Genomic DNA, 24,763 nt, shown 5'->3' on the forward strand with positions numbered 1-24,763 from the left:
GGCCCCCAGCCAGACCACTGGGTTGATAGGCCGGATGTGGAAGCAGGGACGAAAGACCTGTGAAGCTGACCGGTACTAATAAGCCGATAACTTACACCACACACCCACCCCCACCCACGGGCGGACAGGAACCCACGAAGACACCCGGCAACGGGCACCCTCGTGACAGTTCCCGGACACCCCAGGCGGAACCAGGGAGGGTGAAGATCACACATGCTACGCGTCCACTATGCGGTTCCCAACCAACAACAGGAACCACCACCACCAGCACCGAACCACCCGCGCCAGTCCCCACCAGGACCGGCACAGGACGGACCGGGGCGACCGGTGGCATAACTCAATACCGGGCTGAACAGAGCCCACATTTACATCCAGCACGACGGATGTAACCCACAGATTTACCGGCACCACCACCCCCGCGAACACGCGGGGCACACACGGTGCGTCAGGTAGCAAGGGTTACGGCGGTCATAGCGTGGGGGAAACGCCCGGTCCCATTCCGAACCCGGAAGCTAAGACCCACAGCGCCGATGGTACTGCACCCGAGAGAGTGTGGGAGAGTAGGACACCGCCGGACAACCATTCAACGGGAAGGCCCCGCACCACCAGGTGCGGGGCCTTCCCCACTTAAACCACACCACCCCGGCCGGCACACCACCAGCACCCGCCGGCACGCGGATGCCGGGCCGCACAGGCCCGGAATCCGGCTGGCATCAGCCCAGGCCCTGCGTGACGCGTCCGGGCAAGGCCGGGCCTGCGAGGGGCCCGCCATCAAAGTGCTGAGGATCAGGCGCTCTCCTGCTGCGTCGGGTCGCCGGGTTCGCGACGGGCCCCGTCCTCCCTCGCCTTCGACAGCGTGAAGATTCCGTAACGCATCGCGCCGGTGCGGTAGGCCAGGATCAGGCGGGGGAAGATCAGGACGGAGATGCGATTGCGTGAGCGGAAGGCGAGGCGACGGATTTCACGATCGACGAGCAAGGCCTTCACGAGTCGACGTCCGCAGATTGTCCAGGTGCGCGCGACGCGGTGGCTGACATCTTCGTAGTCGGCGATCGTAAAGCCCGCCGCCAGCGCCATCGCCTCGTATTCCTCGCGAGTGCCCATCGAAGGCAGGCGCCCTTCGCGGCAGATCGGCTCGAGCAGGTGGCGAATCTTCCAACGGCCGGCATCGGTCTCGGCGAGCCACGCGCAGACGACGAAACGGCCGCCGGGCGACAACACGCGGTGCGCTTCGGCGAAGAACTGGAGCTTGTCGACCATGTGCTCGCTCGATTCGATCGCCCACGCGGCATCGACCGAGGCATCGGGAAGCCCGTTGGAGAGCCAGTCGCGGAGATGGATGTCCACGTCGGGTACGGGGTGCGCAGCGGCATACTCGGCCTGCTCGGCGGACAGCGTCATGCCGGTCACGCCGACGCCGCGTGTCACCGCGAGTTGCCGCGCGGTGGAGCCGTAGCCGCAGCCGATGTCGGCGCACGCCTCGCCCGGCTTGAGGTGCAGCCGATCACCGACGGTATCGACCAATGCCTCGACGGCGTCGGCCGGCGTCTCGCGACCCGTCGCCCATAGCCCGTGATGGACGTGCTCGCCCCACACCCGACGATAGATCGGATCCAGATCGTCGTAGTGATCCGCGACCGCCACGGCGTCCTGAGGGACATCCGGGACGATCACGCCATCACACTACAACGCTGATCCCTGCGATCGGAAGGCCTCGGCTGGGACACCCGCCCCGGCACGAGGCACCGAATACTCCGGCGGTCGGTATGCCGGAGTGCGGCCGGTCGTGCCTCGGGGCGGCCGCACGGGATCGGATGGTAGCCGGCCGGGTCCAGCCCGGCCGACCGGGACCGTACTGGCCATCGGCAGCGGTAGTGTCGGATCATGACTGGATTGTTCTCGCATCCTTCCGCCGCTCCCGACGTCCCCGGCGAGAGGCCGGACCTACGGACGACGGTGTCCGTGCCCACCCCGGCTGATCATGCCTGGGCGGGCCTGACGGAACACCTCCACCTGTGGTGGCCGGCCGGGGAGTTGAGCCGCTGGGGAGACAACAGTTTCTTCGACCTGGAGGACAACGCCCTGGTCGAGACTTCCGCGCAGGATGACGAGAACGTGTGGGGCGAAGTGACCGGGGGCCGGCCGGGGGAGTGGCTCGAACTGAGGTGGAAGCATGCAGGGTCGGCTTCGACAACGGTGGTGCGGCTGGAGATAACGGGCGGGCAGGACGCCACCACACTGAGACTGACTCATACCGGGTGGACCACGGCCGACCCGCAAGCCATCTACGACTTCTACCAGGAGTTCTGGCCCGAGGCACTCGCCCGTTATCGGCGCTTCATGGGGGGATCATGATCAGCGAGGCAGCTATCGATGAACTGGCAGCAGGACTGCCGGGACGGGTGTCGACGTCACCGGCCGACCTGACCGACTACTCGCGTGACCAGGGCCCCGTTGTGCAGACGATCCTTCCGCGCGCGGTGATCCGGGCGCAGTCCGTCGAGGACGTCCAGGCAGTCCTCGGATGGGCAACACGGCATGGTGTCCCCGTCGTCAGCCGAGGCGCTGGGTCCGGTCTCTCGGGCGGTGCTCACGCGACCGAGGGCAGCGTGATCCTGTCATTGGAACTCATGAACAGGATCGTGGAGGTCAACCCCGACGACGAGACCGCCGTCGTCGAGCCCGGTGTCATCAACGCCGACCTCAACGCCGCTGTCGCGGAGCACGGACTGATGTACGCCCCGGATCCCGCAAGCTACCGCTGGTCCACGATCGGCGGAAACGTTGCGACGAACGCCGGTGGCCTCCGCTGCGCGAAGTACGGCGTGACGCGTGACTCGGTCCTCGCACTCGACGTCGTGCTCGCGGACGGGACCCTCGTGTCCACCGGGCACCGGACGTTCAAGGGTGTGGCCGGCTATGACCTGACCGCACTGATGACCGGGTCCGAGGGAACGCTCGGCGTCATCGTCGGCATCACGGTGCGCCTTCGCTACCTGCCGCGCACCGTGCGTACCCTGGCGGCATTCTTCGACAGTTTCCCGGCGGCCGCCGCGGGTGTGCTCGCCATCGGTCGTGCCCGGGTACAGCCCGCTATCCTCGAACTGCTCGACGGCAGGACGCTCGAGGCACTGGACGGGGCCCACGGGTCCGACCTCCGCCGGCGCGGCGGTTCGCTCCTCCTCATCCGGACCGATGGATACGGAGCTGCGGCCGAAGCGGAAGCGATCCGCGCGGCGCTCGTCGGGTTGGGGGCGAGCGTCAGCGACGAGGGATCCGAGGAAGCCGACCGGCTCGTCGATCTGAGGCGGCACAGCCGCGGCGACGAGGTCGACGATCTCTACAGGGTGGGGGAGGACGTCGCCGTACCGAAATCGCAGCTGGTGCGCTATGTCGCGGAGTTGGAGGCCATGGCTGCCCGGCACGACGTTCGGCTGAAAGTCGTTGCGCATGCAGGGGATGGCAACCTCCATCCCACCTTCTGGGTGGACCGCGGTGAAGGCGAGCGGGCGCAGGAGTGGCTGGAGGAAGCGCTGGATGAATCGGTCCGGTGTGCCCTCGACCTCGGCGGGACGATCACGGGAGAGCACGGCGTGGGTCAGTACAAGCGCCGGTGGCTCTCATGGGAGCAGTCGCCTGAGATCCTGGAACTGCAGGCGCGTGTCAAGCAGGTCTTCGACCCCCACGGCATCCTGAATCCAGGCAAGGCAATCGTCCCACGATCGTTGCCCTCCAGCTCCGGGTAGGTGCATCAGCCCAGTGATAATGTTCAGGAAATTGCCGGAATTCCGTCACTTTTCCATTTCTTCCCTTGGGGGCGCCATGTCTGACAACAATCCGGAATCGCAGGGCAACTCGCCCTACGGCCAGAATCCGCCGCAGTACGGGCAGAACCAGCCCCAGTACGGCCAGAATCCGCCGCAGTACGGTCAGAACCAGCCCCAGTACGGCCAGAATCCGCCGCAGTACGGTCAGAACCAGCCGCAGTACGGCCAGAGCCCCTCGCCCTACGGCCAGCAGGGGCAGTACGGCTCAGGCGCGGGGAACTATCCCGGCCAGCAGGGCTATCAGGGCCAGCCCGCGGAGAATCCGGGCAGGACGCTGGGTATCATCGGATTCATCCTGGCCATCCTGATCGCCCCGGTGGGCCTGATCATCAGCATCGTGGCCTTCGTGAAATCCCGGCGTGCCAGGATGGGCAACGGGTTCGCGCTGGCCGGCATCATCGTCGGTGCGCTTTTCACCATCAGTCTGATCCTGATCATCGGGCTCATCGCCGCGGCCGCCCCACTCATCCAGGAAGCGGCGGAAGCATGCCAGGGGGTTCCTTCGGGCACACAGGTCACCGTGCAGGGCCAGACCGTCACCTGCCCGTAGCGATCGGCGCACAGCAAGCGGAAGGACCGGCGGCCTCAGGACCGCCGGTCCTTCCTTTTGCCCCCTAGTTGTCGCCGTACTCCGAGTCCTCGTCGATCCCGATGGTCTTGGCGTCGGCCGTCAGCATGATCGCCGCCTCGTCGCGACGGTGCCGCAATTCGTCGTCGAGATATGACTGCACGGCTTCCGCCATGGGTACGTTCCGGTCCTCACGCTCCGACATGTACCAGCGGTGCTCCAGCACCTCGTGCACGACCTCCGCAGGCTCGAGCTTTCCGCCCAGCTCGCGCGGGACGGCGCGGACGATGGGTTCGAAGACCTCGTTCACCCAGAGGTGGGCACTGAACTCCTCATCGAGGGTGGGGTTGTTGTCCGCGCGGTAGGCGTCCATGTCGTTCAGGAGGCGCCGCGCCTGGTTCTCCTGTGCGTCCAGTCCGGTCAGGCGGAGGAGCCGGCGACTATGGTGTCCGGCGTCGACGACCTTGGGCTGCAGCTGGATCTGGGTGCCGTTCGCCGCCGTCTTGATCGCGTACTCCTCGACGTCGAATCCGAGCTCGTTGAGCCGGCGGATGCGTGCGCCGACACGCCACCGCTCGCCGAGTTCGAACGACTCCTTCTCGGTGAGCTCGGTCCAGAGCCGGCGGTAGCTGTCCATGATCAGCTCGCTCGTCGCGAGCGGATCGACCTTCTCCTCGATGAGTCCGCCCTCGGCGAGGTCCATCAGCTCGCCGGCGATGTTCACGCGGGCGATCTCGAGGTCGTATTCTCGCTGCCCGGTCGACAGCTCCGGGTACAGCTCGCCGGTCTCGGCGTCGACGAGATAGGCGGCGAAGGATCCTGCGTCACGGCGGAACAGAGTGTTCGACAGCGAGACATCGCCCCAGTAGAAGCCGATGAGGTGGAGACGGACAAGGAGCAGTGCCTGGGCGTCGATGAGCCGGGTCAGGGTGTCGCGCCGAAGCGTCTGCGAGAACAGTGCCCGGTAGGGGAGCGAGAACTTGAGGTGCCGCGTGACCAGGACAGGATCGAGCTCCTCGCCTTCGGGCGTGGTGCGGCCGGAGATCACGGCGACGGGCTCGACGCAGGGCACGTCCAGCCGCTGGAGTTTCCGGAGCATGTGGTACTCGTGGCGGGCGATATGCTCGCTGGTCTCCTTGACCGCGATGACGGAGCCGCCGAGGTGAGCGAAGCGCACGATGTGCCGGGAGATGCCGCGGGGAAGTGCCGCGAGGGCGCTGGCGGGCCACTGCTCGAGGGCGATGTGCCAGGGGAGGTCGAGCAGCTCGGAGTCGGTCGCTGCTGCGGTGATGTTCAGGGACCCGAGACTCGGGGCCTCCGAGGAAGCGGGCCGCAGTCTCGGCAGCTTGCCCGCCTGGTCGTAGTCGGTGGGCTCGTCATGCCACTGGGCGTTCGAGGTCTCTGTCATGGTGCTGCCTTCGTATCAGGGCGGGAGATGGATCCTGGATCAAGCGTAGTTGCCGTTAAACGAAGCGGTGGCGTCCGCCGGACATCCAGGGATGTCCGGCGGAGCCACCGCCGTCGTCGTACGTAGTGCGCGGGGACGCTAGACCGTCTCGGCCAGGCGCTCACCCGTGGAGGTGTCGAACAGGTGCACGTGGCCCTGCTCGGGACGGACGAAGACCGTGTCACCCTTCATGGGTGGGCGGCGGCCGTCGACGCGAGCCACCATGTCGTGGTTCTTGCCGTCGAGCGTGGTGTGGCCGTAGATGTAGGCGTCGGCGCCGAGCTCCTCGACGACGTCGACCTCGACCTGCAGGCCCTCACCCGGGCTGCTGAGGACGAGGTCCTCGGGGCGGACACCGAGCGTGACGGTGTTGCCTGCAGCGGCGTTCAGGATGTCGCTGCGGACGGGGTAGGTGATACCGCCGAAGAGGACGCCGCCGTCAGCTACCGGCAGTTCCAGGAGGTTCATCGCGGGGCTGCCGATGAATCCTGCGACGAAGACGTTCCTGGGGCGCTCGTAGAGGTTCCGGGGAGTGTCGACCTGCTGGAGGATGCCGTCCTTGAGGACCGCGACGCGGTCACCCATGGTCATTGCCTCGACCTGGTCGTGTGTCACGTAGACCGTCGTGACGCCGAGGCGCCGTGTCAGCGAGGCTATCTGGGTGCGGGTCTGCACACGGAGCTTGGCATCCAGGTTGGACAGCGGCTCGTCCATGAGGAAGACCTGCGGGTTACGGACGATCGCACGACCCATGGCGACACGCTGGCGCTGGCCACCGGAGAGTGCCTTCGGCTTGCGGTCCAGGTAGTTCTCGAGGTCGAGGAGCTTTGCGGCCTCGCGGACGCGCTCGGCACGCTCTTCCTTCGAGACGCCGGCGATCTTGAGCGCGAAGCCCATGTTGTCGGCGACCGACATGTGCGGGTAGAGCGCGTAGTTCTGGAAGACCATCGCGATGTCGCGATCCTTCGGGGGGACATCCGTGACGTCACGGTCACCGATGAGGATGCGTCCTGAGTTGACGTCTTCGAGGCCTGCGAGCATCCGCAGGGAGGTGGACTTTCCGCAACCGGAGGGTCCAACGAGGACGAGGAATTCGCCGTCGGCGATGTCGATGTTCAGCTTGTCGACAGCGGGCTTCTCGGTGCCCGGGTACAGGCGCGTGGCCTGGTCAAACGTTACCGTTGCCATGGTTTTGGTTCCTTTTCACGGGCAGGTACGTGCCCGACGATCCGTAGTGAATGGAAGAGTATTCAGTTGTGGCGCGCGCCCAGCCACCAGTACCGGTGGCCTTGGTCACGCCCCCGTAGTATGACACGTTCCCTAGCTGCGCGCACCTGATGACCGTAACGCCACGAGTTCCTGGAGGACCTCGGTGAAGTCTTCCGGTGTCGCGACGGTGAAGGACGCGGCAGTGTCTCCGGGGCCGATCCGGATGCCGACGTCGTTCGGACCGAGTGTCCGCTGGGCGTGTTCGTCCGTGACATCGTCACCTGCGAAGAGGACCGCCGTCGCCCCGGCGGCCTCCCTCAGCAGCGCGAGCCCCTGTCCCTTGTCCGCTGTGATCACCGAGATCTCGAGGACGCGCTTGCCGTCGGTCACGCTGAGACCCTCTATCCGCGAGAGTTCCGCCCGGGCTGCGGAGACGGCGGAGTCGGCGACGTCGTCGGCCGCCGTCCGCGTGTGGAGGACGACGCCGGCCGGCTTGAACTCGATACGTGTCCCCTCGTGAGTGGCGACGACCCGTTCGATGACGTCGACTGCCCGTGCCCGGAGGTCCTCCTGCTCCGGTGTCAGCGCAAGGGGCGCGCCGTCTGGCCCGGTCCAGGTCTCGGCGCCATGGCTCCCGATCAGCAGGGTGTCCGCCGGCGGGTCCGCGACCGTCCGCAGGCTGCCGAGGGCACGCCCGGAGATCAGCGCCGTCGTCGTATCGGGAAGACCGGCCAGGGCGCGGACGGCCTCCGCGGACGCCGGAAGGGCCCGCGCATCTTCGGCCCGCTCCACCAGCGGGGCGAGCGTGCCGTCGAAATCGAGCGCGACCAGCAGTCGCGGTGTCGCGGCCAGGGCACGCAGCGCGTTCTGGAGGTCCGCGTCAAGCGCCATGACCGGGGCCTCCGGAGTGGAGGGCATTGAGGAATGCCTGCGACCAGCGTTCGACGTCGTTGTGGACGACCTGGCGGCGCATGAGCCGCATCCGCCGCATGGCCTCCGTCTTCGGCATGGTGATCGCCGAGACGATCGCGCTCTTCAGGCCGTCGATGTCGTGCGGATTGACGAGGATCGCCTGGCGGAGGGTGTCCGCCGCGCCCGCGAACTCGCTGAGGACGAGCATGCCCGTATTGCCGGTGCGGGCCGCCACGTATTCCTTGGCCACGAGGTTCATGCCGTCGCGCAGCGCCGTGACGAGCATGACGTCGGCCGCCAGGTACAGAGCCACCATCTCCTCGACCGGGTAGCTGTGGTGCAGGTAGCGGATGGCCGTGTTCTTCATGGTGTCGTGCGTGCCGTTGATGCGGCCGACCGCGCCCTCGATGTCCTCGCGCAGGAGCCGGTACTGCTCCACGCGCTCGCGGCTCGGGCTGGCGACCTGGATGAGGGCGGCGTCCTCCACCGTGATGGCGCCGTCCTCGAGCAGTTCGCCGTAGGCCTTGAGCCGATGGCCGATTCCCTTCGTGTAGTCGAGGCGGTCCACGCCGAGCAGGATGTGCTGGGGGTCGCCCAGCTCGCGCCGGATCTCCCTCGATCGCTCGATGACGTCGGGGCGCTGCGCCAGCTCTGTGATCGACGCCGTGTCGATGGAGATGGGGAACGCTTCTGCGCGTGAGACGTAGGCGGGAGTGCCGTCGTCGTCCTCGGGGATCTGCACCTGCTGGGCCTTGATGGTGTAGCCCTTGAAGCGTCGCACGCAGCGGAGGAAGTTGCTGGCGTCACTCGGGCGCTGGAACCCGATGAGGTCGGCGCCGAGGAGTCCCTCGATGACCTGCCGGCGCCACGGGAGTTGCGCGTAGATCTCCAGCGGCGGGAACGGGATGTGGTTGAAGAAGCCGATCTTCAGGTCGGGGCGGGCCTGCCGCAGCATCCGGGGCACGAGTTGCAGCTGGTAGTCCTGCACCCACACCGTGGCGCCCTCTGCAGCCACGGACGCCGTAGCCTCCGCGAAGCGCTCGTTGACCTTCCGATACGAGTCCCACCAGGTGCGGTGGAACTCCGGCGATGCGATCACGTCGTGGTAGAGCGGCCACAGCGTGGCGTTGGAGAAGCCCTCGTAGTACAGCTCCACCTCCTCCTCGCTGAGCGGCACGGGGACCAGGCGCATGTTCGCCTCGTCGAAGGGCTCGAGCGTCTCGTCGGGGGCGCCGTGCCAGCCGACCCAGGCGCCGTCGGCCTTCGCCATGACCGGCGCGAGCGCGGTGACGAGGCCCCCGGGCGATCGCCGCCAGGAGCTTTCGCCGTGCTCGTCGACGACGCGGTCCACAGCAAGCCGGTTGGAGACGACGATGAAGTCGAAATCCCCGAACTGGCCGTCCGCCGAGAAGGTGGGTTTGACGCCGGTTGTGGTCGAAGGTTGTGCTGCGCTCAAAACGGGCTCCATGGCAGTAGGTGGTCTCTGACCTGACTCTATCGGTTCGTGCCTCCGCGGGTCCGGCGCTCCAGCACTCGAAGGCGGGGCCACAGCCCGATCGCCCGGTGGACATGGTGGCCCGGAACCGGCACGCCGGAGGACGGGGACGACGCGGGATCGCCCGGCTGCCGGCCGAACGGGAGGCGGCGTGCCTGATTTCCCGCGCTGCCGCGGCTGGGCTACCCTTATTGAGCGCTCAGCGTCGATTCCTGCTGCCTCCTGGAGCGGCGGGTACGACGGCGCCGCTGGCCCGGCCAGCACGCCTCCTTAGCTCAGTTGGCCAGAGCACCGCTCTTGTAAAGCGGGGGTCGTCGGTTCGAATCCGACAGGGGGCTCCACCAAACCCCTCCCGACCGGTGAATACCCGTCAGGAGGGGTATTTCATGTCGCGGCGGGCCCCCGCCGCGGGGTCCCGCCCGGGTGGTCACTTGGGGTTTCGGCACGTGCTTCCCGAAACGTGCAGGGGAAAGCCCCGGTTCTCACCCGCCTTCTCCGACCAGGCGCCGGTAGTCCTTCGCCGGAGCCACATCCCTGGCCGGCCGGACGGATCTGGTGGAGTGTCGTCGGTTCGCCGCTTCCTGCCGCCGGTGAAGGGCCGCGAGTTCCCGCTCCATCGTGCGGTAACTCTGCCAGCGCCGCTCCGGCAGGGCGCCGGTCTCGATGGCCGCCCGGACCGCGCAGCCGGGCTCGCTGTCATGGGCGCAGTTCCTGAAACGGCAGCCGGGGAAGAGCCCCTCGACGTCGGTGAAGACGTCCGTCAGTCCGTCCTCGGCGTCCCACAGCGCGAAGCCACGCAGCCCTGGTGTGTCCATGACGACGGCGCCGTCTCCCAGCGGGACCAGTTCGCGGGCGGTCGTCGTATGCCGGCCCTTTCCGTCACCCGCCCGGACCGGGCCCGTTCCCTGGCGGGAACTGCAGAGGAGGGCGTTGACCAGGCTCGACTTGCCCGCGCCCGAGGGCCCGAGCAGCGCCATCGTCTGCCCGGGGCCGATCCGCCCCCGGAGTTCGTCGAGCCCGTCGGACGCTTCGGCGGAGGTGGTGACCACCTCGACGCCGCGCGCCCGGTCGATCGTCTCGGCGACGACGTCATCGAAGCGGGTACTCAGGTCGGCCTTCGTCAGGATCACGACCGGAAGGGCGCCGGAGCCCCGGGCCGCCACGAGGGTGCGTTCGAGTCGATTGGTCGACAGGGGCCTGTCCAGGGGCACGACGACGCCCACGAGGTCCATGTTGGCGCCGAGCAGCTGCGCCTCGGACAGCGGGTCATGCGCCCGCTTGCGCCTGAGCAGGGAGAAGCGGGGCAGGAGACCGAGGACGGTATCACCGCCGGCGGCCGGGTGTCCGCCCGCGGTGGCCACCCAGTCGCCGGTGACGAGCGCGCTGTCACCGTCGAGGCGGTCACTGTCGAGGCGGTCACTGTCGAGGTGGAGCAGCCCGTCCTGGGATGCGAGCAGGACGCGTCCGCGGTCCGTGCGGATCACCCGTGCGGGCCGCGCACCGGACGGGGGCGGGAAGTGGGCGGTGAAGAGAGCGTCGATGGGGTCGGTGAAGCCGTACTGCGTAAGAGTGTTCACGGGGGATCCTCTGCGGAAGCCTCCCGCAGGGCACGGCTAGCGCGTGGATGCAGGGGAGGCGGGATTCATGGGGGCGTGTGCGGCGCAGAACGCGGCGACGATGGCCTTCTTCATGACTCCACCTCCTCGTGAACCTTCCGTCCGGCCCGACGGGCCGATGGATTTCCATGGTACCCACGGCGCAGGCGGTGCGAACAGGCCCGCCTGGGCAAGAATGCCCGGACCCCTAATGCCTCCCCTTCGGGAGGACGACGGCCTTCCTCGGGAGCCCGATGACCTGCACGAGTCCGGCGATGCAGCCGATGATGACGACGGAGAGCAGGGCGAGCAGCGGGACGTTCGGTCCCCTGCGCGTCTCGGTGCGCTCGAGGGCCACAGCCTCCGGGCTGGCTTCGGCTGACGCTGACGCGGGGGCCTGCGTCGTCGCCGCAGCCGACGGCGTCGGCGATGGGGTAGGAGTCCTCGTAGCCTTCGGGGTCGCGGTGGCCTCTTCGATCGGCGCCTCCACGATGTCCGGCAGGACCTCGGGAACCGGCGGCAGGAGGACTTCCGGCACGGCCTGCTCCACGGGCGGCACCGGCACGGGAGCAGGGGCCGGGAGAATCTGCACCGGTGCCGGGGAGGGCTCGGGAGCGGGAGGTGGAACCGGGACGGGGGCCAGGGTGGGCTCCTCCGTCGGTGCAGGTGCAGGTGCAGGTGTCGTGGCGGGCGGGGACGTGGGGGCCACCGTCGGGGCCACCGTCGGGGCCACCGTCGGGGCCACCGTGGGCGTAGGTGTCGGGGTGGCAACTGGAGCCGGGGGCTGAGGACCCGGCGTGGGACGATTAGCAACCTCGTTCTGGCACTTCTTCGTACCGTCACCGACGGTGCAGTCCTCGGCCTGGGCGGGCAGCGCGCCGAAGGTGAGGCCGCCGAGCAGAACGATGGCGGCGGCGGACACGGTCCGGTTCAGATGCTTGCTCAAGGGACTCCCGGGTCTTCGACAGGCCCTCTGCCTGCGTCGGCCAGTGTACCGTCCGGAACCCCGCGGGCCGGCGGAAAAAGCGGCACTCGGGCTGATCATGTGCCAGATCTGCGCTGGCCCTGCGCGTCAGCTGCGCTGGTCCGGGCCCTGCGCCTCCACCTGTTCGGCCTGGCGCTGCTCGGTGTCAGCGTCCGACGTCGTCGCCCCGGGTTCCATGCTGTCGAGTTCGCGCCACCCGCCCTTGCGGTACGTCGGTGTTCCCGTCACCAGGACCAGCAGGGTGAGGAACACCGCTGCGAGCATCACGCACACCATGGCCACCGAATCACCCCCGAGGAGGCCGACGAACGGGCTGACGAGCCCGGCTACGCCCGACTGCAGGGACCCGATGACGGCCGCTGCCGTACCGGCCATGTGCCCGTAGTTGTGCAGCGCGAGTACCGAGGCGTTCGCGGCGGTCAGCCCCTGCATCCCGAGGACGAGCCAGAGCCCCACCATGAGCCCCGCGATGCCCCCGAGCCCGGTAAGCACGATCGCGAGGAGGGCGAGCGCGCAGCCCATCTGCACCAGCACCGCGATCCGCAGCACCCGGATGGGGGCCGCACGACGCACGAGGGCCGCGTTCAGTTGGGCCGAGCCGACGAGGGCGACGCCGTTGAGCGCGAACACCACCGCGAACTGACCCTGGCTGAGGCCGTACTCGTTCTGGAACACGAAGGGCGAACCGACGACGTAGCTCATGATGACGGCGAGCCCGAGACCGGGCACCACCGCGAGCGCCATGAAGCGCCGGTCGCGGAGCAGGGACAGGTAGCCGCGCGCAACCTCCCGGGGATTGCCGGGGCGGCGCTGTGCCGGTGGGAGGGACTCCGGCATGAAGCGCCAGACGATCAGGACGAGGGCCAGGCCGATGAGCGCGAGAGCGTAGAACACGGCTCTCCAGTGCCAGGCCCCGGCGATGGCCTGCCCGACCGTCGGTGCGAAGAGCGGGGCCACCCCGATGACGAGCATCAACCGGGACAGCAGTCTCGCGGCGTCCGATCCCACGAAGCGGTCCCGGATGACGGCGATCGCCACGACCGACGCTGCTGCGTTGAAGAAGCCCTGGCAGACGCGGAGCGCGATCAGCGTACCGATGTCCGGAGTGAGGGAGCAGAGGATCGAGGTCACGACATGGAGTGAGATGCCGATGAGGAGCGGTAGCCGTCGCCCGAACCGGTCGGAGAACGGCCCGATGACCAACTGGCCGACGCCCGCGCCGATCAGCATCCCGGACATGGTGAACTGCACGGCCGCCTGCGTCGCATCGAGCTCTTCGGCGACCGTCGGCAGCGATGGCAGGTACATGTCGGTGGTGACGGCCGGCAGCGCAGCGAGCGCACCGAGCATCAGGATGTATTTGATACTCGATCGCCGGTCGGTCCTGCCGTCTGTCCTCGCGGTACTCACCCTGAAACCCTAGGCGATTTGTTGACCTGACGAACATATGTGAAGGGCGGTGATTTCGTTCCCCGGTACTGCTGGACAGGGAGACGATCCGCAGTTACCGGGGAGGTAGCCGGTGCAGCTCGGCCTGGAGCCCACTGCCGTCGATGACCGCCGTCATGTAGGTGCAGAAAGGCTGGCGGCGCCGGTCCGTGGGGGAACCCGGGTTCAACAGGCGCAATCCCGTGCCGGTGCCTGTATCCCACGGTATGTGGCTGTGCCCGAACACCAGGACGTCGACGTCGGGATAGAGCGCGGCCATGCGGGCTTCCCTCCCCTGCTTCTGCCCTGTCTCGTGGACCACGGCGAGGCGCACGCCGTCGAGCTTCGCCCGGGCGACGAGGGGAAGGCGCGCTCGCAGGTCGGCGCCGTCGTTGTTCCCGTAGCACGCGAGAAGGCGGCCGGCGCGGGCTTCCAGATCGTCCAGCAGGGAGGCATCGGTCCAGTCCCCGGCGTGCACGACGACGTCGGACGACTCGACCGCGGCCCACACCTCGGCGGGGAGTTCCTTCGCGCGCTTGGGCAGATGCGTGTCGGCCAGGAGCGTCAGGGTGAGGGACATGGAGCCATTGTCCGGTGTCCCGGGGCACCCGTGACAAGTCCGGGGCCCTATGCCATGCTTCCATAAGCACGCTTACTAATGGGCGTGGTTCCACGAGGAGGCAGCATGCAGATTGACAAGTCGCAGATCATCGACCTGCTGAAGAGCCAGGGCAAGGACGGCGACGCCGACCAGGCGCAGTCCGAGCTCCCCGACCAGGTGGATCCGGAGCAGCACTCGGATCTCCTCGCCAAGTTCGGCATCAACCCGAAGGACCTGCTGGGCAAGATCCCCGGCCTGGGCGGCTTCGGCGGCTAGGCGGATCCGGCGCAGAAGCGCCGATGAGTGAAGGAGTCAGCAATGGATACGAGTCAAGTGGTGTGGATCATCGTCGGGATCATCGTCCTCCTGGCGATTCTTGCCGTGGTGGCATTCCTGGCCCGGAAGCGGGGCGACGCGCAGCGCAGACGACAGCAGGAGCAGGACCGGCAACGTGCCGCCGAGATGCGCGAGAAGGCCAAGAACACGGAACTCGAGGCGCGCGAGCGCGAAGCGAAGGCCGCAATGGCCGAAGCCGAGGCGCAGCGGGCCGAGGTCGAGGCCGAGCGTCTCCGCCAGCAGGCCCAGGCGCGGCAGACCGACGCGCAGGGGCTGCGCGAGAAGGTGACGCACCACATCCAGGCTGCGGACGAGCTGGACCCCGATGTCACTCAGGACAAGGATCCGCGCGGAGGTCGGTGACCAGGCGTCGACCGGAACGTGCACAGGGAGCTCTCCTCGCGGGGGCTCCCTTCGCGCGCGGGGACCGGGGAAGAGGCCGGGCGGCCGGGTCGAGGAGAGGCTGACAGGATGAATGCAGCAGTGACCGTGGTCATCACGGGCGCGTCGAGTGGAATCGGACGGGCGACGGCACGCCTCTTCGCCGAGGACGGTGCGAGGCTCGTCCTCGCCGGCCGGGACGCCGACACGCTCGAGGCCGTCGCGGCGGAATGCCGGGACAGGGGTGCGGCGGTTCTGGCGGTGCCCACGGACGTTGGGTCCGAGGGCGACGTCGATCGGCTCGCAGACGCGGCCGTCCGGCATTTCGGCAGGATCGATGTCTGGGTGGGCAATGCCTCCCTGTACAGCTTCGGGACCTTCGAGCAGACGCCGTCGGAGGTGTTCGACCGGATCATCGAGGTCAACCTGCTGGGCCAGGTGTACGGAGCGCGTGCTGCCCTGCGTGTCTTCCGTCGGCAGGGCAGGGGAGTGCTGGTGTCCGTGGCCTCGATGTACTCCCGCATCACCTCGCCCCTGGTGAGTCCCTACGTCACCAGCAAGTTCGGGCTCCTCGGGTTCCTCGAAGTACTCCGCATGGAGACGCGGGATGCGCCGGACATCCATGTCTGCGCGGTCCTTCCTGCGACGATCGACACCCCCATCCATCAGCACGCCGCGAACTACACCGGGCGCCCCGTCCGTCCTCTGCCGCCGGTCGTGGATCCGGTCAGGGTGGCCCGGGCGATCGTCCGGGTCTCCCGCCGGCCCCGCCGGCTCACGCAGGTGGGCCGGATCCAGTCGATCTTCGTGTATGCACGGGCAGTGGCGCCCGCCGTGTACGAACCGGCGGTGGCCGTCGCCTACCGTGCACTGGCGCTGAAGAAGGGATTCCTGCCGCCCGCACCCGGCAACCTGTTCGAGGCGGACCCGAAAGTCACCGGTGTCACGGGTGGCTGGCGGATCCTGCCCTGGCTTCGGCGCACCCCTGGGCGCTGACGGGAGACATCCGAAGGAACACCAGCATCTTCCGCCTCAAGCATGTACTCCTGCCACTGTCAATGTGAGCGACACGATAGAACGTGCTGGCGCCGCACTGTGGGGGCCCCTCCATAGTGGAGGTATGGATCAATGGCAGGGCCTCCTGGCACAGTGCGCCCGGGGAATGGGGTTCGATCGCGGTCGGAAGCGGGCAGCGTATGCGCTCGCGGGAGTAGGGATCTTCTGGGCCGTGGGGCTGCTCGGCGGGCTGCGCATCCTGCACACCGCCGCCTCGCCGATGACCATCCTCGTGCTGCTCTACGTCATGCTCGCCATCGTGGCGCTCTCCCTCGTGATCGCCGCCGCCGCCGTCGCGGAGTTGGGGCGACACGCAGCGGAGAGGCGCCGGCGCTAGAAGGTCCATCCCCGCTGTCGGCAGAGGCGGTTGTCTTCAAGTACTTGAAGTTCCTATCGTTGAGGGTGTGAGCGCACCGAGCATCCGGAAAACGTACACGATCAAGGAAGCGGCGGCGCTGACGGGGCTGCCCGCCAGTACGTTGCGCTACTACGAATCGATCGGGGTGATCACCCCGATCGGCCGCGGCGCAAGCAGCAAGCACCGGGTCTACACGACGGAGGATCTGGATCTGTTGACCTGGGTCTCCTGCCTGAGTGCGACGGGGATGTCCGTGAGTGACATGCGCCGCTACATCGGGAACGGGGCACTCGGGGCGGCCGCCGCCCTGGAGCAGATCGAGCTGCTGAAGGCCCAGCAGGAACAACTGGCCGTCGAAGCGAGGGCGATCGCCCTGCGGAGGCGCTACGTCGCTCTGAAGATCGACTACTGGCAGGCCGTCCGGGCCGGCGAGGAGACCAGGGCCGCACAGCTGTCGGACGAGGCACGTTCCCTGGCGGACGACCTCAAGAAGACCAAGAAGCGGTAGACACCACGCGCCCCCTGCGGACCGCATGGTCCGCAGGTCGGGCGCGCCCCCACGAAGGAAGGCACGAACGATGAAGTACACCCAGAGCGGCGGCCAGAGCACGGTGGGACCGGAGGCCTGGTTCACGGGCACGGTCCACATCGACGGCGTGCGCACCCCCGACGAGCAGTCGGCGGTCGGCTGCGCCCATGTCCGGTTCAGCCCGGGCGCCCGCACCGCCTGGCACACCCACCCCAAGGGCCAGACGCTCTACGTCACCGACGGCATCGGCTACGTCGCCCGCCGCGGCGGAGCCGTGCAGGAGATCCGCCCGGGCGACGTCGTCTACATCGAACCCCACGAAGAGCACTGGCACGGCGCCACCGCCGACCGCTTCATGGCCCACATCGCCATCCATGAAGCGGACGACCAGGGCCAGGTCGTGACGTGGGGCGAGCACGTCACCGACCAGGACTACGGCCGGCCGGCCGCATCCACCAACTGAACGCCCCTCGAAGGAGAAAACCCATGACCACCACAGTCCACGCCTACGCCTCACCCTCCGCCGACGAAGAGCTCGTCCCCACCACCATCGAACGCCGCGACGTCGGTCCCCACGACGTCCTGATCGAGATCAAGTACGCCGGCATCTGCCACTCCGACATCCACACCGTGCGCGGGGACTGGGGGCCGCAGCCCTACCCCCTGGTGCCCGGGCACGAGATCGCGGGCATCGTCGCGGAGGTCGGTTCCGAGGTGACCAGGCACGCTGTCGGCGACCGGGTCGGCGTCGGCTGCATGGTGAACTCCTGCGGGGAGTGCAAGAACTGCACCGTGGGCGACGAGCAGTACTGCGTCAACGGGATGGTGGGCACCTACGGCGCCACCGACCGCGACGGGACCGTCACCCAGGGCGGCTACTCCACCCACGTCGTCGTCACCGAGGACTTCGTGCTGGGGATCCCCGAGGGCATCGAGCTCGACGTCGCCGCACCCCTGCTCTGCGCCGGCATCACCACCTACTCGCCCCTGCACCGCTGGGGCGCCGGCCCCGGCAAGAAGGTCGCCGTCGTCGGCCTCGGCGGTCTCGGCCACATGGCCGTCAAGATCGCGCACGCCATGGGCGCCGAGGTCACCGTCCTCTCGCAGTCCCTCAAGAAGCAGGAGGACGGCCTGCGGCTGGGCGCGGACCACTACTATGCCACCAGCGACGAGACCACGTTCAGCGACCTGGCCGGCTCGTTCGATCTCATCATCAACACGGTCAGCGCGCAGATCGACATCAGCGCCTTCCTGGGACTCCTGACGGTCGGCGGCGCCCTGGTCAACGTCGGTGCGCCTGCCGAGCCGCTGCCGGTGAACGCGATGGCGCTCATCGGCGGTCGCCGCTCGTTCGCCGGCTCCATGATCGGCGGCATCGCCGAGACGCAGGAGATGCTCGACTTCTGCGCCCGGAACGGCATCGGTTCCGAGATCGAGGTCATCCCTGCCGGGAAGATCAACGACGCCTACGAGCGCGTCCTCGCCTCGGACGTCCGCTACCGCTTCGTCATCGACGCCGCCACCTTCGCCTAGGGGCCGAACCCGGACCGGGGCGGGATGCTGAGCCTTCCCGCCCCGGTCCGGGCACACCCGTGCGCCGCGCTTAGCCGGGCCTGACCCGCCTAGCGGCTCACGACGACGTGCTCGTTGGGCACGCAGTGGGTCATGGTCAGGCCCTCGACGTTGCGGGGGCCATTGTTGCCCAGGTTCTTCAGGCGGGCCAGTTCGTCCTCGGAGAGCGTCTGGCTGGCGAGCGGAGGCAGGTCCTTGACGTCGGCGAGGCCGATGCCGAGTCCTTCCCCGACGCGGGCTCCGAGTTCGTCGTCGACGAGGTAGAAGTGCCACACCATGCGTTCCTGCACGGCGCGGGCCGCCTGCCCGATCAGGGTCACGAAGTTGGCGACGAGGTCGTCCTTCTCCCACTGCTCGAGCAACTGGTACCGCTGGCCCGCCTGCAGGTAGTCGTTGGTCAGCGGGATGCGCTTGCGCGTCAGGCGCCCGGAGATCTCCGGCCCCTGCTCGTCGTGCGTCGGGTACTGTCCCTCGCGGAGCCCACCCGTGATGGACGGCTCGTAGTTGACGTGCGGGTTCTGCGCCGGCGCGAGGTCCGTCCCGAAGGACATCTGCCCGCCGCGCTGGTTGGTGTGCACGGCGGCGTTCTTCGCGGAGTTCACCGGTAGCTGCAGGTAGTTCGGACCCACGCGGTAGCGCTGCGTGTCGCTGTAGCTGAAGGTACGGCCCACGAGCATCTTGTCGTCCGAGAAGTCGAGCCCGTCGACGAGAACACCCGTACCGAAGGAGATCTGCTCGTTCTCGTTGTGGTGGTCCGTGACGTTCCGATTGAGCGTCATGGTGCCGACGAGTTTCGGCTCGAAGTCCTGTTCCGGCCAGGTCTTCGTGTCATCGAGCGGATCGAAGTCCAGCTCGGGGTGGTCGCCGTCGTCCATCAGCTGCACGTACAGGTCCCACCTCGGGTAGTCGCCGCGCTCGATGGCCTCGTAGAGGTTCCTGGAGGCATGCCCGAGGTCGGTCGCCTGGATGTTGGCGGCGTCCTCCTCGGTCAGGCTCTTCACGCCCTGGTGCGGCTGCCACGTGTACTTGACCAGTTTCGAGTTCCCGTCGGCGTTGATCCACTTGTAGGTGTTCACCCCGAAGCCCTGCATGGAGCGGTAGTCCGCCGGGATGCCGCGGGGGCTGAAGAGGTTCACCAGCATGTGCATCGACTCCGGTGTCTGCGACATGAAGTCGAAGATGCGGGCCGGGTCCTGCCGGAACGTGACCGGATCCGGCTTGAGGGAGTGGATGACGTCGGGGAACTTGATGGCGTCGCGGATGAAGAACACCGCGAGGTTGTTGCCCACCAGGTCCCAGTTGCCGTCCTCCGTGTAGAACTTCACGGCGAAGCCGCGCGGGTCACGGGCTGCCTCGGAGGAGTCGCGTCCGCCGATGACGGTCGAGAAGCGGATGGCGACGTCGGTCTTCTTCCCGGGCTCGGAGAACAGCTTCGCGCGGGTGTAAGCGGCGATCGGCTCCTCGCCCCACATCCCGGTCGCCTCGAACTCGCCGTAGGCGACGAACCCGCGGGCGTGGACGACGCGCTCCGGGATCCGCTCCCGGTCGAAATGGCTGATCTTCTCGAGGAACTGGTAGTTCTCCAGCGTGGCGGGGCCGCGGGCGCCCACGGTCCGGGAGTTCTGGTTGTCGTAGACCTGGTGGCCCTGCCGGTTGGTCAGGACGGCGCGGTCATCACCTTCGGCGGGCGGCTGGCTGGCGACATCGGTCATGCAGTTCTCCTCACAGGCTCTGATCTTCTCGAGCGGCGCGGGGGCCCACGCCGGGTTCCGACGCTACCCAAGGGCCGGATGGACAGCAATCGAAGGAATCGGGTGGCCGATCGGTGGAAGAGCGAGGCGGCGGAGGGTAGGGGCAGGTCCTATGACGAACCCGTGCCCTCCTCGATGTCCGCATAGCGCTGCACGAGGCCCGCGGCGCTGCCCGCCGGTTCCGCCTCCAGTGCTCCGCGGATGGGATCGAGTTTCGCCGCGCCTGCCGGGAACGGGGGCAGCAGCGGTACGTCCGGGTCGGCGACGACGTCGAGGACGAACGGCCGGTCCGCCGAGAAGGCCCGTTGCCAGGCACCGGCGAGGTCGTCCGGGTCCGTCACGCGGACGCCATCGAGGCCGAGCAGCTGCGCATGGGCGGCGCAGTCGACGTCGGGCAGGGCCTGGCTGGCCTCGAAGCGGGGCTCGCCCTCCATCTCCCGCTGCTCCCAGGAGACCTCCGCGAGGTCCCGGTTGGAGAAGACGCACACCACGAAGCGGGGATCAGCCCAGTCGCGCCACAGCTTCGCGACGGTCACGAGTTCTGCGAGCCCTGCCATCTGCATCGCGCCGTCCCCTGCGAGGACGACGACGGGACGGCCGGGGCGGGCGAGCTTCGCGGCGATGCCGTAGGGGACGCCCGCGCCCATGCACCCGAGCGTGCTCGACAGGTGGGCAGGAACGCCGCGGGGTAGCCGGAGCTGCCGCGCGTACCAGTACACGCAGCTTCCGACGTCGACCGCGACCTGCGCATCCGCCGGCAGGATCGCGTTGAGCTCATGGACGACGCGCTCGGGATTCACGGGCTCGGCCGGAGTCATGGCGCGCTCGGTGGATACCCGGTCCCATCGGCGCACCTGCTCCTCGACCTCCTCGCGCCACGCGTGGTCCTGCTGGCTGTGCAGCAGGACGAGCAGTGAGGAGAGAGTCTCCGCGGCGTCGCCATGCAGTGCCACCTCCACCGGATACCGGTTGCCGATGGCCTTGGGATCGATGTCGATCTGGACGGCGCGGGCCTGGCCCGGTGCCGGGTAGTACTCGGTCCACGGGTCGTTCGAGCCGACGATCAGCAGGGTGTCGCAATTGTCCAGGAGGTGGGCGCTCGCCGTCGTGCCGAGGTGACCCATGGTGCCGGTCACGAAGGGGCGCGACTCGTCGACATACGGCTTACCGAGCAGGCTCGTCGTGATGCCGGCTCCCAGCCGGTCCGCGACAGCGAGCACCTCCTGCTGGGCGTGGGCCGCGCCCTGCCCGACGAGCAGCGCGATCTTCCGTCCCGCGTTCAGGACGGCGGCGGCGTCGTGCAGGTCGGTCTCCCGGGGAGAGACGCACCCCAACGACCACACGGGCGACGACGGCACCACCCCGTGCTCGTGCGGCGTCTCGGGGGCGGGTGCCTGCTGGACGTCGTGCGGGAGGATGACCACGGCGGGTGACCGCGTGGCCAGGGCGGCCTTGAAGGCCCGGTCGAGGACCATGGGCAACTGTTCCGGACTCGCCACCTGCTGGCGGAACTCCGACGCCACATCCTTGAACAGACTGAGGAGATCGATCTCCTGCTGATAGGCGGAACCGAGCACGGTCTGGCTCTGCTGCCCGATGACGGCGACGACGGGCACGCTGTCCATGCGCGCGTCGTACAGGCCGTTGAGCAGGTGGACCGCCCCGGGTCCCTGGGTGGCCGTGACAACGCCCACTCCACCGGTGTACTTGGCGTGCGCCACGGCCATGAAGGCCGCGGCCTCCTCGTGGCGCGCCTGGATGAAGGCCGGTGCCCCTGCCCGGCGCAGCGCACCGAGCAGGGGATTGATGCCGTCTCCGCTGTAACCGAAGATCCGGTCCACGCGCCAGGCGGTGAGGTGGCGGACGACGAAGTCGGCGACGGTGTCGGCCGTGTCCTCCGGCACTAGACCGCTGCCGGCACGTCGGGGCCCGTCGGCCAGCGCAGGAGGGCAGCGATGGGCTTCTGCTCGAGCGCCCCCGACGGGTAGGGGGAGATTGGGGCGATGCTGCGCGGTAGGATCTCGTCGTTCGCCAGCCCGTCCACCGTGCCGGTGCTGCCCTCGGCATAGATGGTGGTCCAGGGGCCGGGCAGTTCGAACAGATGGGCGTGATCTATGAGTCGGTGCGTCAGGAGGCTCCCCTGTCGTGTCAGAGGTGGTGGCCTCCGGTGAGGGCGGCCTACCGGAGATACCAAGTACCCTCATGGTCTATCACCCTCGACCCACGGCTGAGAAGGATTTCCGGGTGCGCTGCCGGGCTTGAAAATCACTCGGCACGCGTGGGTGGCGGCGGGTAGCGTGGGGTCATGCTCACAGTTCCCGAGAATTTTCCGCCCGCGTACATCCGTTACCTCGAGGCCCAGGACGAGGGTTTCGCCGAGACGGTCCTGATGGTCATGAAGCAGTCGGTGGCCGAGGGCAAGCACGGCATCCTCATCAGCAACCAGGCTCTCGACCGTGGCGCCGAGACGTCCAAGGAGGTTCCGTTCGGCGAGATCGTCGAAGGGACGCGCTGACGCGTCACCCGGGATCCCCCAGGGTCCGAGGTGTTCCCGCACAATCCGTGCACGGGGGCGTGACAGAGGGAAGCGCCGGTCGATGACCGGCGCTTCCCTCTGTCACGAGGTCCTCCTCGGGCAGGTGGTGCTAGCTGCCCGCACCATCCTGGTCGTCGGGATCCGCTCCCTCGGCGGGATCCTCGGCGTGCACGCGGATGTCCTCCGTGGCGGCCTCCTGGTCGCCCTCTGCGGGTGCTTCGTTGTGGATGCGGTCGTCGTCGCTCGGCTTCTCTGACATGCACTGGTCCTCTCGGTTCGGGGGAAAGTAAGCTCCCTTGCCGTCAGTGTACGGATCCGCCGACCGGCGCATAAGCGCGATGCCCCACGTGACGCGGCGTCATCAGCATGCTTACCATCGTGGGATGGAGACACAGGGGGAGACGGGCGGAGCGGACGTGCTGCGCCGTACGCGGATCGTGGGGGCGGCTGCGGCTGGTCTCGCGTCGCTGGCCCTGGGACTCACTGCACATGCGGTCTCCGGTGGCATCCTGCCGACCGCGCCGATCCTCGGCGGGCTGGCCGCGCTCGCGGTGCTGGCTGCAGCGATCGTGGCTCAGGGCAGGTTCCCCGTCTGGGCGCTCCTGCTCCTCCTCGGAGCGGCGCAGCAGGTCCTGCACTGGCTGCTCGGCGGTCTGGCGGAGGCGCCGTCGTCGAGCGTTCCCGGAACTGAGGGCCACCACGGCGGCGACGTGCCGGTGGGGACCGGGACCACGAAAGGGCATTCACCCGAGGTGATGCTCCTGCTGCACACACACCTCGCGGCAGCGCTCCTGGTCGGATGGGCGGTGGCCCGGTACCCGCACGTCGCGACATGGGCAGCCCGGCGGGGGCATCGCCGGCACGGCGTGCCAGCGGAAGAAGGCGCCCCCGTCGCGTGACGGAAGCGCCTTCCTGCGATGCAGGCAGGCCCTGTCCGGGCCTGTCCAGGTGGTGTCCTAGTTGCTGTTGGCCGAGCTGTCGTAGAACGGGTAGTCCGTGTAGCCCTCGGCTCCGGTGGAGTAGAACGTGGCCGGGTTCGGCTCGTTCTCCGGAAGGTTCTCGCGCCAGCGGCGGGCGAGGTCGGGGTTCGCGATGGCCGGGCGGCCGACGACGACGGCGTCTCCTACACCGTCCTCGAGGATGGCGATGGCCTCCTCGCGGTTGGTGATGAGTCCGAAGCCACTGTTGATCAGGAAAGGTCCGCCGAAGCGCTTCCGGAGGTCCTGGATCAGGGCCCCGGTCGGCTCGGCGTGCAGGACGCTGAGGTAGGCGAGGTTCAGCGGTGCGAGGGCGTCGACGAGCGTCCCGTACGTCGCCAGGACATCGGCGGCGTCGGTCTCCAGGGCGTCCTGGATGTTGTGGGCGGGCGAGATGCGGAGGCCGACCTTCTCTGCTCCGACTTCCGCTGCCACCGCGGTGACGAGTTCGATCACGAACTGCGCGCGCTTCTCGGGCGATCCGCCGTAGGCGTCCTTCCGCTGGTTGGACTCGGGGGAGAGGAACTCGTGCAGCAGGTACCCGTTCGCGCCGTGGAGTTCGACGCCGTCGAACCCGGCGATGTCGATCGCCTTGCGCGAGGCCGTCACGAACTCCTCGATGATGCCCGGCAGTTCCTCGGTGGTGAGGGCATGCGGCACCGGATAGGGCTGCTTGCCCGTGCTGGTCCGCGTGGTCCCCTCGATGGCGACGGCGCTCGGGGCCACGACCTCGTAGCCGCCGTTCGTGTCGGGGTGCGTCACGCGGCCCGCGTGCATGACCTGGGCGACGATGCGACCGCCGTCCGCGTGCACGGCGTCCGTGACGCGCTTCCAGCCTGCGAGCTGCTCGTCCTCGACCAGTCCCGGCTGCCCGGGGAAGCCCTGCCCGGCATGGCTGGGGTAGGTTCCCTCGCTGACGATGAGACCGAGGGAGGCGCGCTGGCGGTAGTGCTCGACGACGATGTCCCCGGGGATGCCGGCCTCGCCCGAGCGGACGCGCGTGAGCGGCGCCATCACCACGCGGTTGGGGAGTTCGAGCGTGCCGAGGGTCAGGGGGGAGAACAGCTTCATGCGTTCCTACTTTCCGGGTCGTTTCCTACTGGTCGGTAACCGGCGCCGGCCGGGGGCTATTCCGGATGTGTCCCGTGTCACCGGCCCGGCGCGGAGGCGTGCGGACTGGAGGATGGGCGACGGCGGTGC

The 24,763-nt window shown here is 68.4% G+C and carries 26 protein-coding genes, 1 tRNA gene and 1 rRNA gene; 14 read left to right on the plus strand and 14 right to left on the minus strand.

Features of this window, described 5'->3' with window-relative positions; genetic code table 11:
• Positions 1 to 460 precede the first annotated feature (460 nt).
• Positions 461 to 577 (plus strand): 5S ribosomal RNA (rrf, locus tag ACX80I_RS08865).
• Between the two features lie 209 nt (positions 578 to 786).
• Here the strand turns inward: rrf and ACX80I_RS08870 are convergent.
• On the minus strand, positions 787 to 1,674 hold the full coding sequence (locus tag ACX80I_RS08870) for a class I SAM-dependent methyltransferase (RefSeq protein ID WP_459344756.1): 888 nt from the start codon (positions 1,672 to 1,674) through the stop codon (positions 787 to 789).
• Between the two features lie 210 nt (positions 1,675 to 1,884).
• Between ACX80I_RS08870 and ACX80I_RS08875 the strand changes: the two genes are divergently transcribed.
• From ACX80I_RS08875 to ACX80I_RS08885, 3 genes are all read left to right on the plus strand, one after another.
• Positions 1,885 to 2,355 (plus strand): SRPBCC family protein, encoded by a 471-nt coding sequence (locus ACX80I_RS08875; RefSeq protein ID WP_459344757.1) that lies wholly within the window; start codon positions 1,885 to 1,887, stop codon positions 2,353 to 2,355.
• Positions 2,352 to 3,746 carry an FAD-binding oxidoreductase gene (locus ACX80I_RS08880; RefSeq protein ID WP_459344758.1) on the plus strand — a complete coding sequence of 465 codons (1,395 nt, stop codon included), beginning with the start codon at positions 2,352 to 2,354 and terminating at the stop codon, positions 3,744 to 3,746. Before ACX80I_RS08875 ends, ACX80I_RS08880 begins: the two co-directional genes overlap by 4 nt.
• A 76-nt stretch (positions 3,747 to 3,822) precedes the next feature.
• Positions 3,823 to 4,377: a DUF4190 domain-containing protein gene (locus ACX80I_RS08885; protein ID WP_459344759.1), complete on the plus strand. Its 555-nt coding sequence runs from the start codon at positions 3,823 to 3,825 to the stop codon at positions 4,375 to 4,377.
• A gap of 64 nt (positions 4,378 to 4,441) precedes the next feature.
• Here the strand turns inward: ACX80I_RS08885 and ACX80I_RS08890 are convergent, their stop codons facing one another.
• The 4 genes from ACX80I_RS08890 to ACX80I_RS08905 all read right to left on the minus strand — a co-directional run bounded on the left by ACX80I_RS08890 (position 4,442) and on the right by ACX80I_RS08905 (position 9,431).
• Complete coding sequence (locus ACX80I_RS08890) at positions 4,442 to 5,803, minus strand: DUF4032 domain-containing protein (protein ID WP_459344760.1); 1,362 nt, start codon at positions 5,801 to 5,803, stop codon at positions 4,442 to 4,444.
• Between the two features lie 138 nt (positions 5,804 to 5,941).
• Positions 5,942 to 7,030 (minus strand): ABC transporter ATP-binding protein, encoded by a 1,089-nt coding sequence (locus ACX80I_RS08895; protein WP_459344761.1) that lies wholly within the window; start codon positions 7,028 to 7,030, stop codon positions 5,942 to 5,944.
• Between the two features lie 132 nt (positions 7,031 to 7,162).
• A complete protein-coding gene (otsB, locus tag ACX80I_RS08900; protein ID WP_459344762.1) occupies positions 7,163 to 7,942 on the minus strand; it encodes a trehalose-phosphatase in 780 nt (259 codons plus the stop codon).
• Positions 7,932 to 9,431: an alpha,alpha-trehalose-phosphate synthase (UDP-forming) gene (locus tag ACX80I_RS08905; RefSeq protein ID WP_459344763.1), complete on the minus strand. Its 1,500-nt coding sequence runs from the start codon at positions 9,429 to 9,431 to the stop codon at positions 7,932 to 7,934. The genes otsB and ACX80I_RS08905 overlap by 11 nt, the downstream gene beginning before the upstream one ends.
• A gap of 291 nt (positions 9,432 to 9,722) precedes the next feature.
• Between ACX80I_RS08905 and ACX80I_RS08910 the strand changes: the two genes are divergently transcribed.
• Positions 9,723 to 9,799 (plus strand) — tRNA-Thr (locus tag ACX80I_RS08910).
• A 141-nt stretch (positions 9,800 to 9,940) separates the two neighbouring features.
• Here ACX80I_RS08910 and rsgA read toward each other — a convergent pair.
• The 4 genes from rsgA to ACX80I_RS08930 form a co-directional block, all read right to left on the minus strand.
• Complete coding sequence (gene rsgA, locus ACX80I_RS08915) at positions 9,941 to 11,035, minus strand: ribosome small subunit-dependent GTPase A (RefSeq protein ID WP_459344764.1); 1,095 nt, start codon at positions 11,033 to 11,035, stop codon at positions 9,941 to 9,943.
• A gap of 226 nt (positions 11,036 to 11,261) precedes the next feature.
• Entirely contained in the window at positions 11,262 to 11,999 is a 738-nt protein-coding gene (locus tag ACX80I_RS08920) for a hypothetical protein (RefSeq protein ID WP_459344765.1), read from the minus strand.
• A 126-nt stretch (positions 12,000 to 12,125) separates the two neighbouring features.
• Entirely contained in the window at positions 12,126 to 13,448 is a 1,323-nt protein-coding gene (locus ACX80I_RS08925; RefSeq protein ID WP_459344766.1) for a multidrug effflux MFS transporter, read from the minus strand.
• A 94-nt stretch (positions 13,449 to 13,542) separates the two neighbouring features.
• Entirely contained in the window at positions 13,543 to 14,046 is a 504-nt protein-coding gene (locus tag ACX80I_RS08930) for a metallophosphoesterase family protein (RefSeq protein ID WP_459344767.1), read from the minus strand.
• Positions 14,047 to 14,151: 105 nt separating this feature from the next.
• Here ACX80I_RS08930 and ACX80I_RS08935 point away from each other — a divergent pair, with 105 nt between their 5' ends.
• From ACX80I_RS08935 to ACX80I_RS08965, 7 genes are all read left to right on the plus strand, one after another.
• Positions 14,152 to 14,343, plus strand: a complete 192-nt coding sequence (locus ACX80I_RS08935) for a hypothetical protein (RefSeq protein WP_087071546.1) — start codon at positions 14,152 to 14,154, stop codon at positions 14,341 to 14,343.
• A gap of 42 nt (positions 14,344 to 14,385) precedes the next feature.
• Entirely contained in the window at positions 14,386 to 14,766 is a 381-nt protein-coding gene (locus ACX80I_RS08940; RefSeq protein ID WP_459344768.1) for a hypothetical protein, read from the plus strand.
• 108 nt (positions 14,767 to 14,874) lie between these two features.
• Complete coding sequence (locus tag ACX80I_RS08945) at positions 14,875 to 15,780, plus strand: SDR family NAD(P)-dependent oxidoreductase (protein WP_459344769.1); 906 nt, start codon at positions 14,875 to 14,877, stop codon at positions 15,778 to 15,780.
• Between the two features lie 124 nt (positions 15,781 to 15,904).
• Positions 15,905 to 16,177 (plus strand): hypothetical protein, encoded by a 273-nt coding sequence (locus ACX80I_RS08950; RefSeq protein WP_459344770.1) that lies wholly within the window; start codon positions 15,905 to 15,907, stop codon positions 16,175 to 16,177.
• Positions 16,178 to 16,244: 67 nt separating this feature from the next.
• Positions 16,245 to 16,706: a MerR family transcriptional regulator gene (locus tag ACX80I_RS08955; RefSeq protein WP_459344771.1), complete on the plus strand. Its 462-nt coding sequence runs from the start codon at positions 16,245 to 16,247 to the stop codon at positions 16,704 to 16,706.
• Positions 16,707 to 16,776: 70 nt separating this feature from the next.
• Positions 16,777 to 17,190, plus strand: a complete 414-nt coding sequence (locus ACX80I_RS08960; RefSeq protein WP_459344772.1) for a (R)-mandelonitrile lyase — start codon at positions 16,777 to 16,779, stop codon at positions 17,188 to 17,190.
• 23 nt (positions 17,191 to 17,213) lie between these two features.
• The gene (locus ACX80I_RS08965; RefSeq protein ID WP_459344773.1) at positions 17,214 to 18,260 is read left to right on the plus strand and encodes an NAD(P)-dependent alcohol dehydrogenase; all 1,047 of its coding nucleotides are present in this window, start codon (positions 17,214 to 17,216) and stop codon (positions 18,258 to 18,260) included.
• A gap of 89 nt (positions 18,261 to 18,349) precedes the next feature.
• On the opposite strand, the gene ACX80I_RS08970 is transcribed toward ACX80I_RS08965, so the two are convergent.
• The 3 genes from ACX80I_RS08970 to ACX80I_RS08980 all read right to left on the minus strand — a co-directional run bounded on the left by ACX80I_RS08970 (position 18,350) and on the right by ACX80I_RS08980 (position 22,244).
• Positions 18,350 to 20,011, minus strand: a complete 1,662-nt coding sequence (locus ACX80I_RS08970) for a catalase (protein WP_459344774.1) — start codon at positions 20,009 to 20,011, stop codon at positions 18,350 to 18,352.
• A 149-nt stretch (positions 20,012 to 20,160) separates the two neighbouring features.
• A complete protein-coding gene (locus ACX80I_RS08975; RefSeq protein ID WP_459344775.1) occupies positions 20,161 to 21,954 on the minus strand; it encodes a thiamine pyrophosphate-requiring protein in 1,794 nt (597 codons plus the stop codon).
• Complete coding sequence (locus ACX80I_RS08980; RefSeq protein WP_459344776.1) at positions 21,954 to 22,244, minus strand: hypothetical protein; 291 nt, start codon at positions 22,242 to 22,244, stop codon at positions 21,954 to 21,956. Before ACX80I_RS08980 ends, ACX80I_RS08975 begins: the two co-directional genes overlap by 1 nt.
• A gap of 111 nt (positions 22,245 to 22,355) precedes the next feature.
• On the opposite strand from ACX80I_RS08980, the gene ACX80I_RS08985 reads away from it, so the two are divergent.
• Positions 22,356 to 22,565 carry a hypothetical protein gene (locus tag ACX80I_RS08985; RefSeq protein WP_459313803.1) on the plus strand — a complete coding sequence of 70 codons (210 nt, stop codon included), beginning with the start codon at positions 22,356 to 22,358 and terminating at the stop codon, positions 22,563 to 22,565.
• Between the two features lie 130 nt (positions 22,566 to 22,695).
• Here ACX80I_RS08985 and ACX80I_RS08990 read toward each other — a convergent pair whose 3' ends face one another.
• Positions 22,696 to 22,845 (minus strand): hypothetical protein, encoded by a 150-nt coding sequence (locus ACX80I_RS08990; protein WP_459344777.1) that lies wholly within the window; start codon positions 22,843 to 22,845, stop codon positions 22,696 to 22,698.
• 124 nt (positions 22,846 to 22,969) lie between these two features.
• Between ACX80I_RS08990 and ACX80I_RS08995 the strand changes: the two genes are divergently transcribed.
• A complete protein-coding gene (locus tag ACX80I_RS08995) occupies positions 22,970 to 23,485 on the plus strand; it encodes a hypothetical protein (protein ID WP_459344778.1) in 516 nt (171 codons plus the stop codon).
• A gap of 57 nt (positions 23,486 to 23,542) precedes the next feature.
• Here the strand turns inward: ACX80I_RS08995 and ACX80I_RS09000 are convergent, their stop codons facing one another.
• A complete protein-coding gene (locus tag ACX80I_RS09000) occupies positions 23,543 to 24,634 on the minus strand; it encodes an alkene reductase (RefSeq protein ID WP_459344779.1) in 1,092 nt (363 codons plus the stop codon).
• Positions 24,635 to 24,763 lie beyond the last annotated feature (129 nt).

It is taken from the genome of Arthrobacter rhamnosi, from assembly GCF_054510855.1.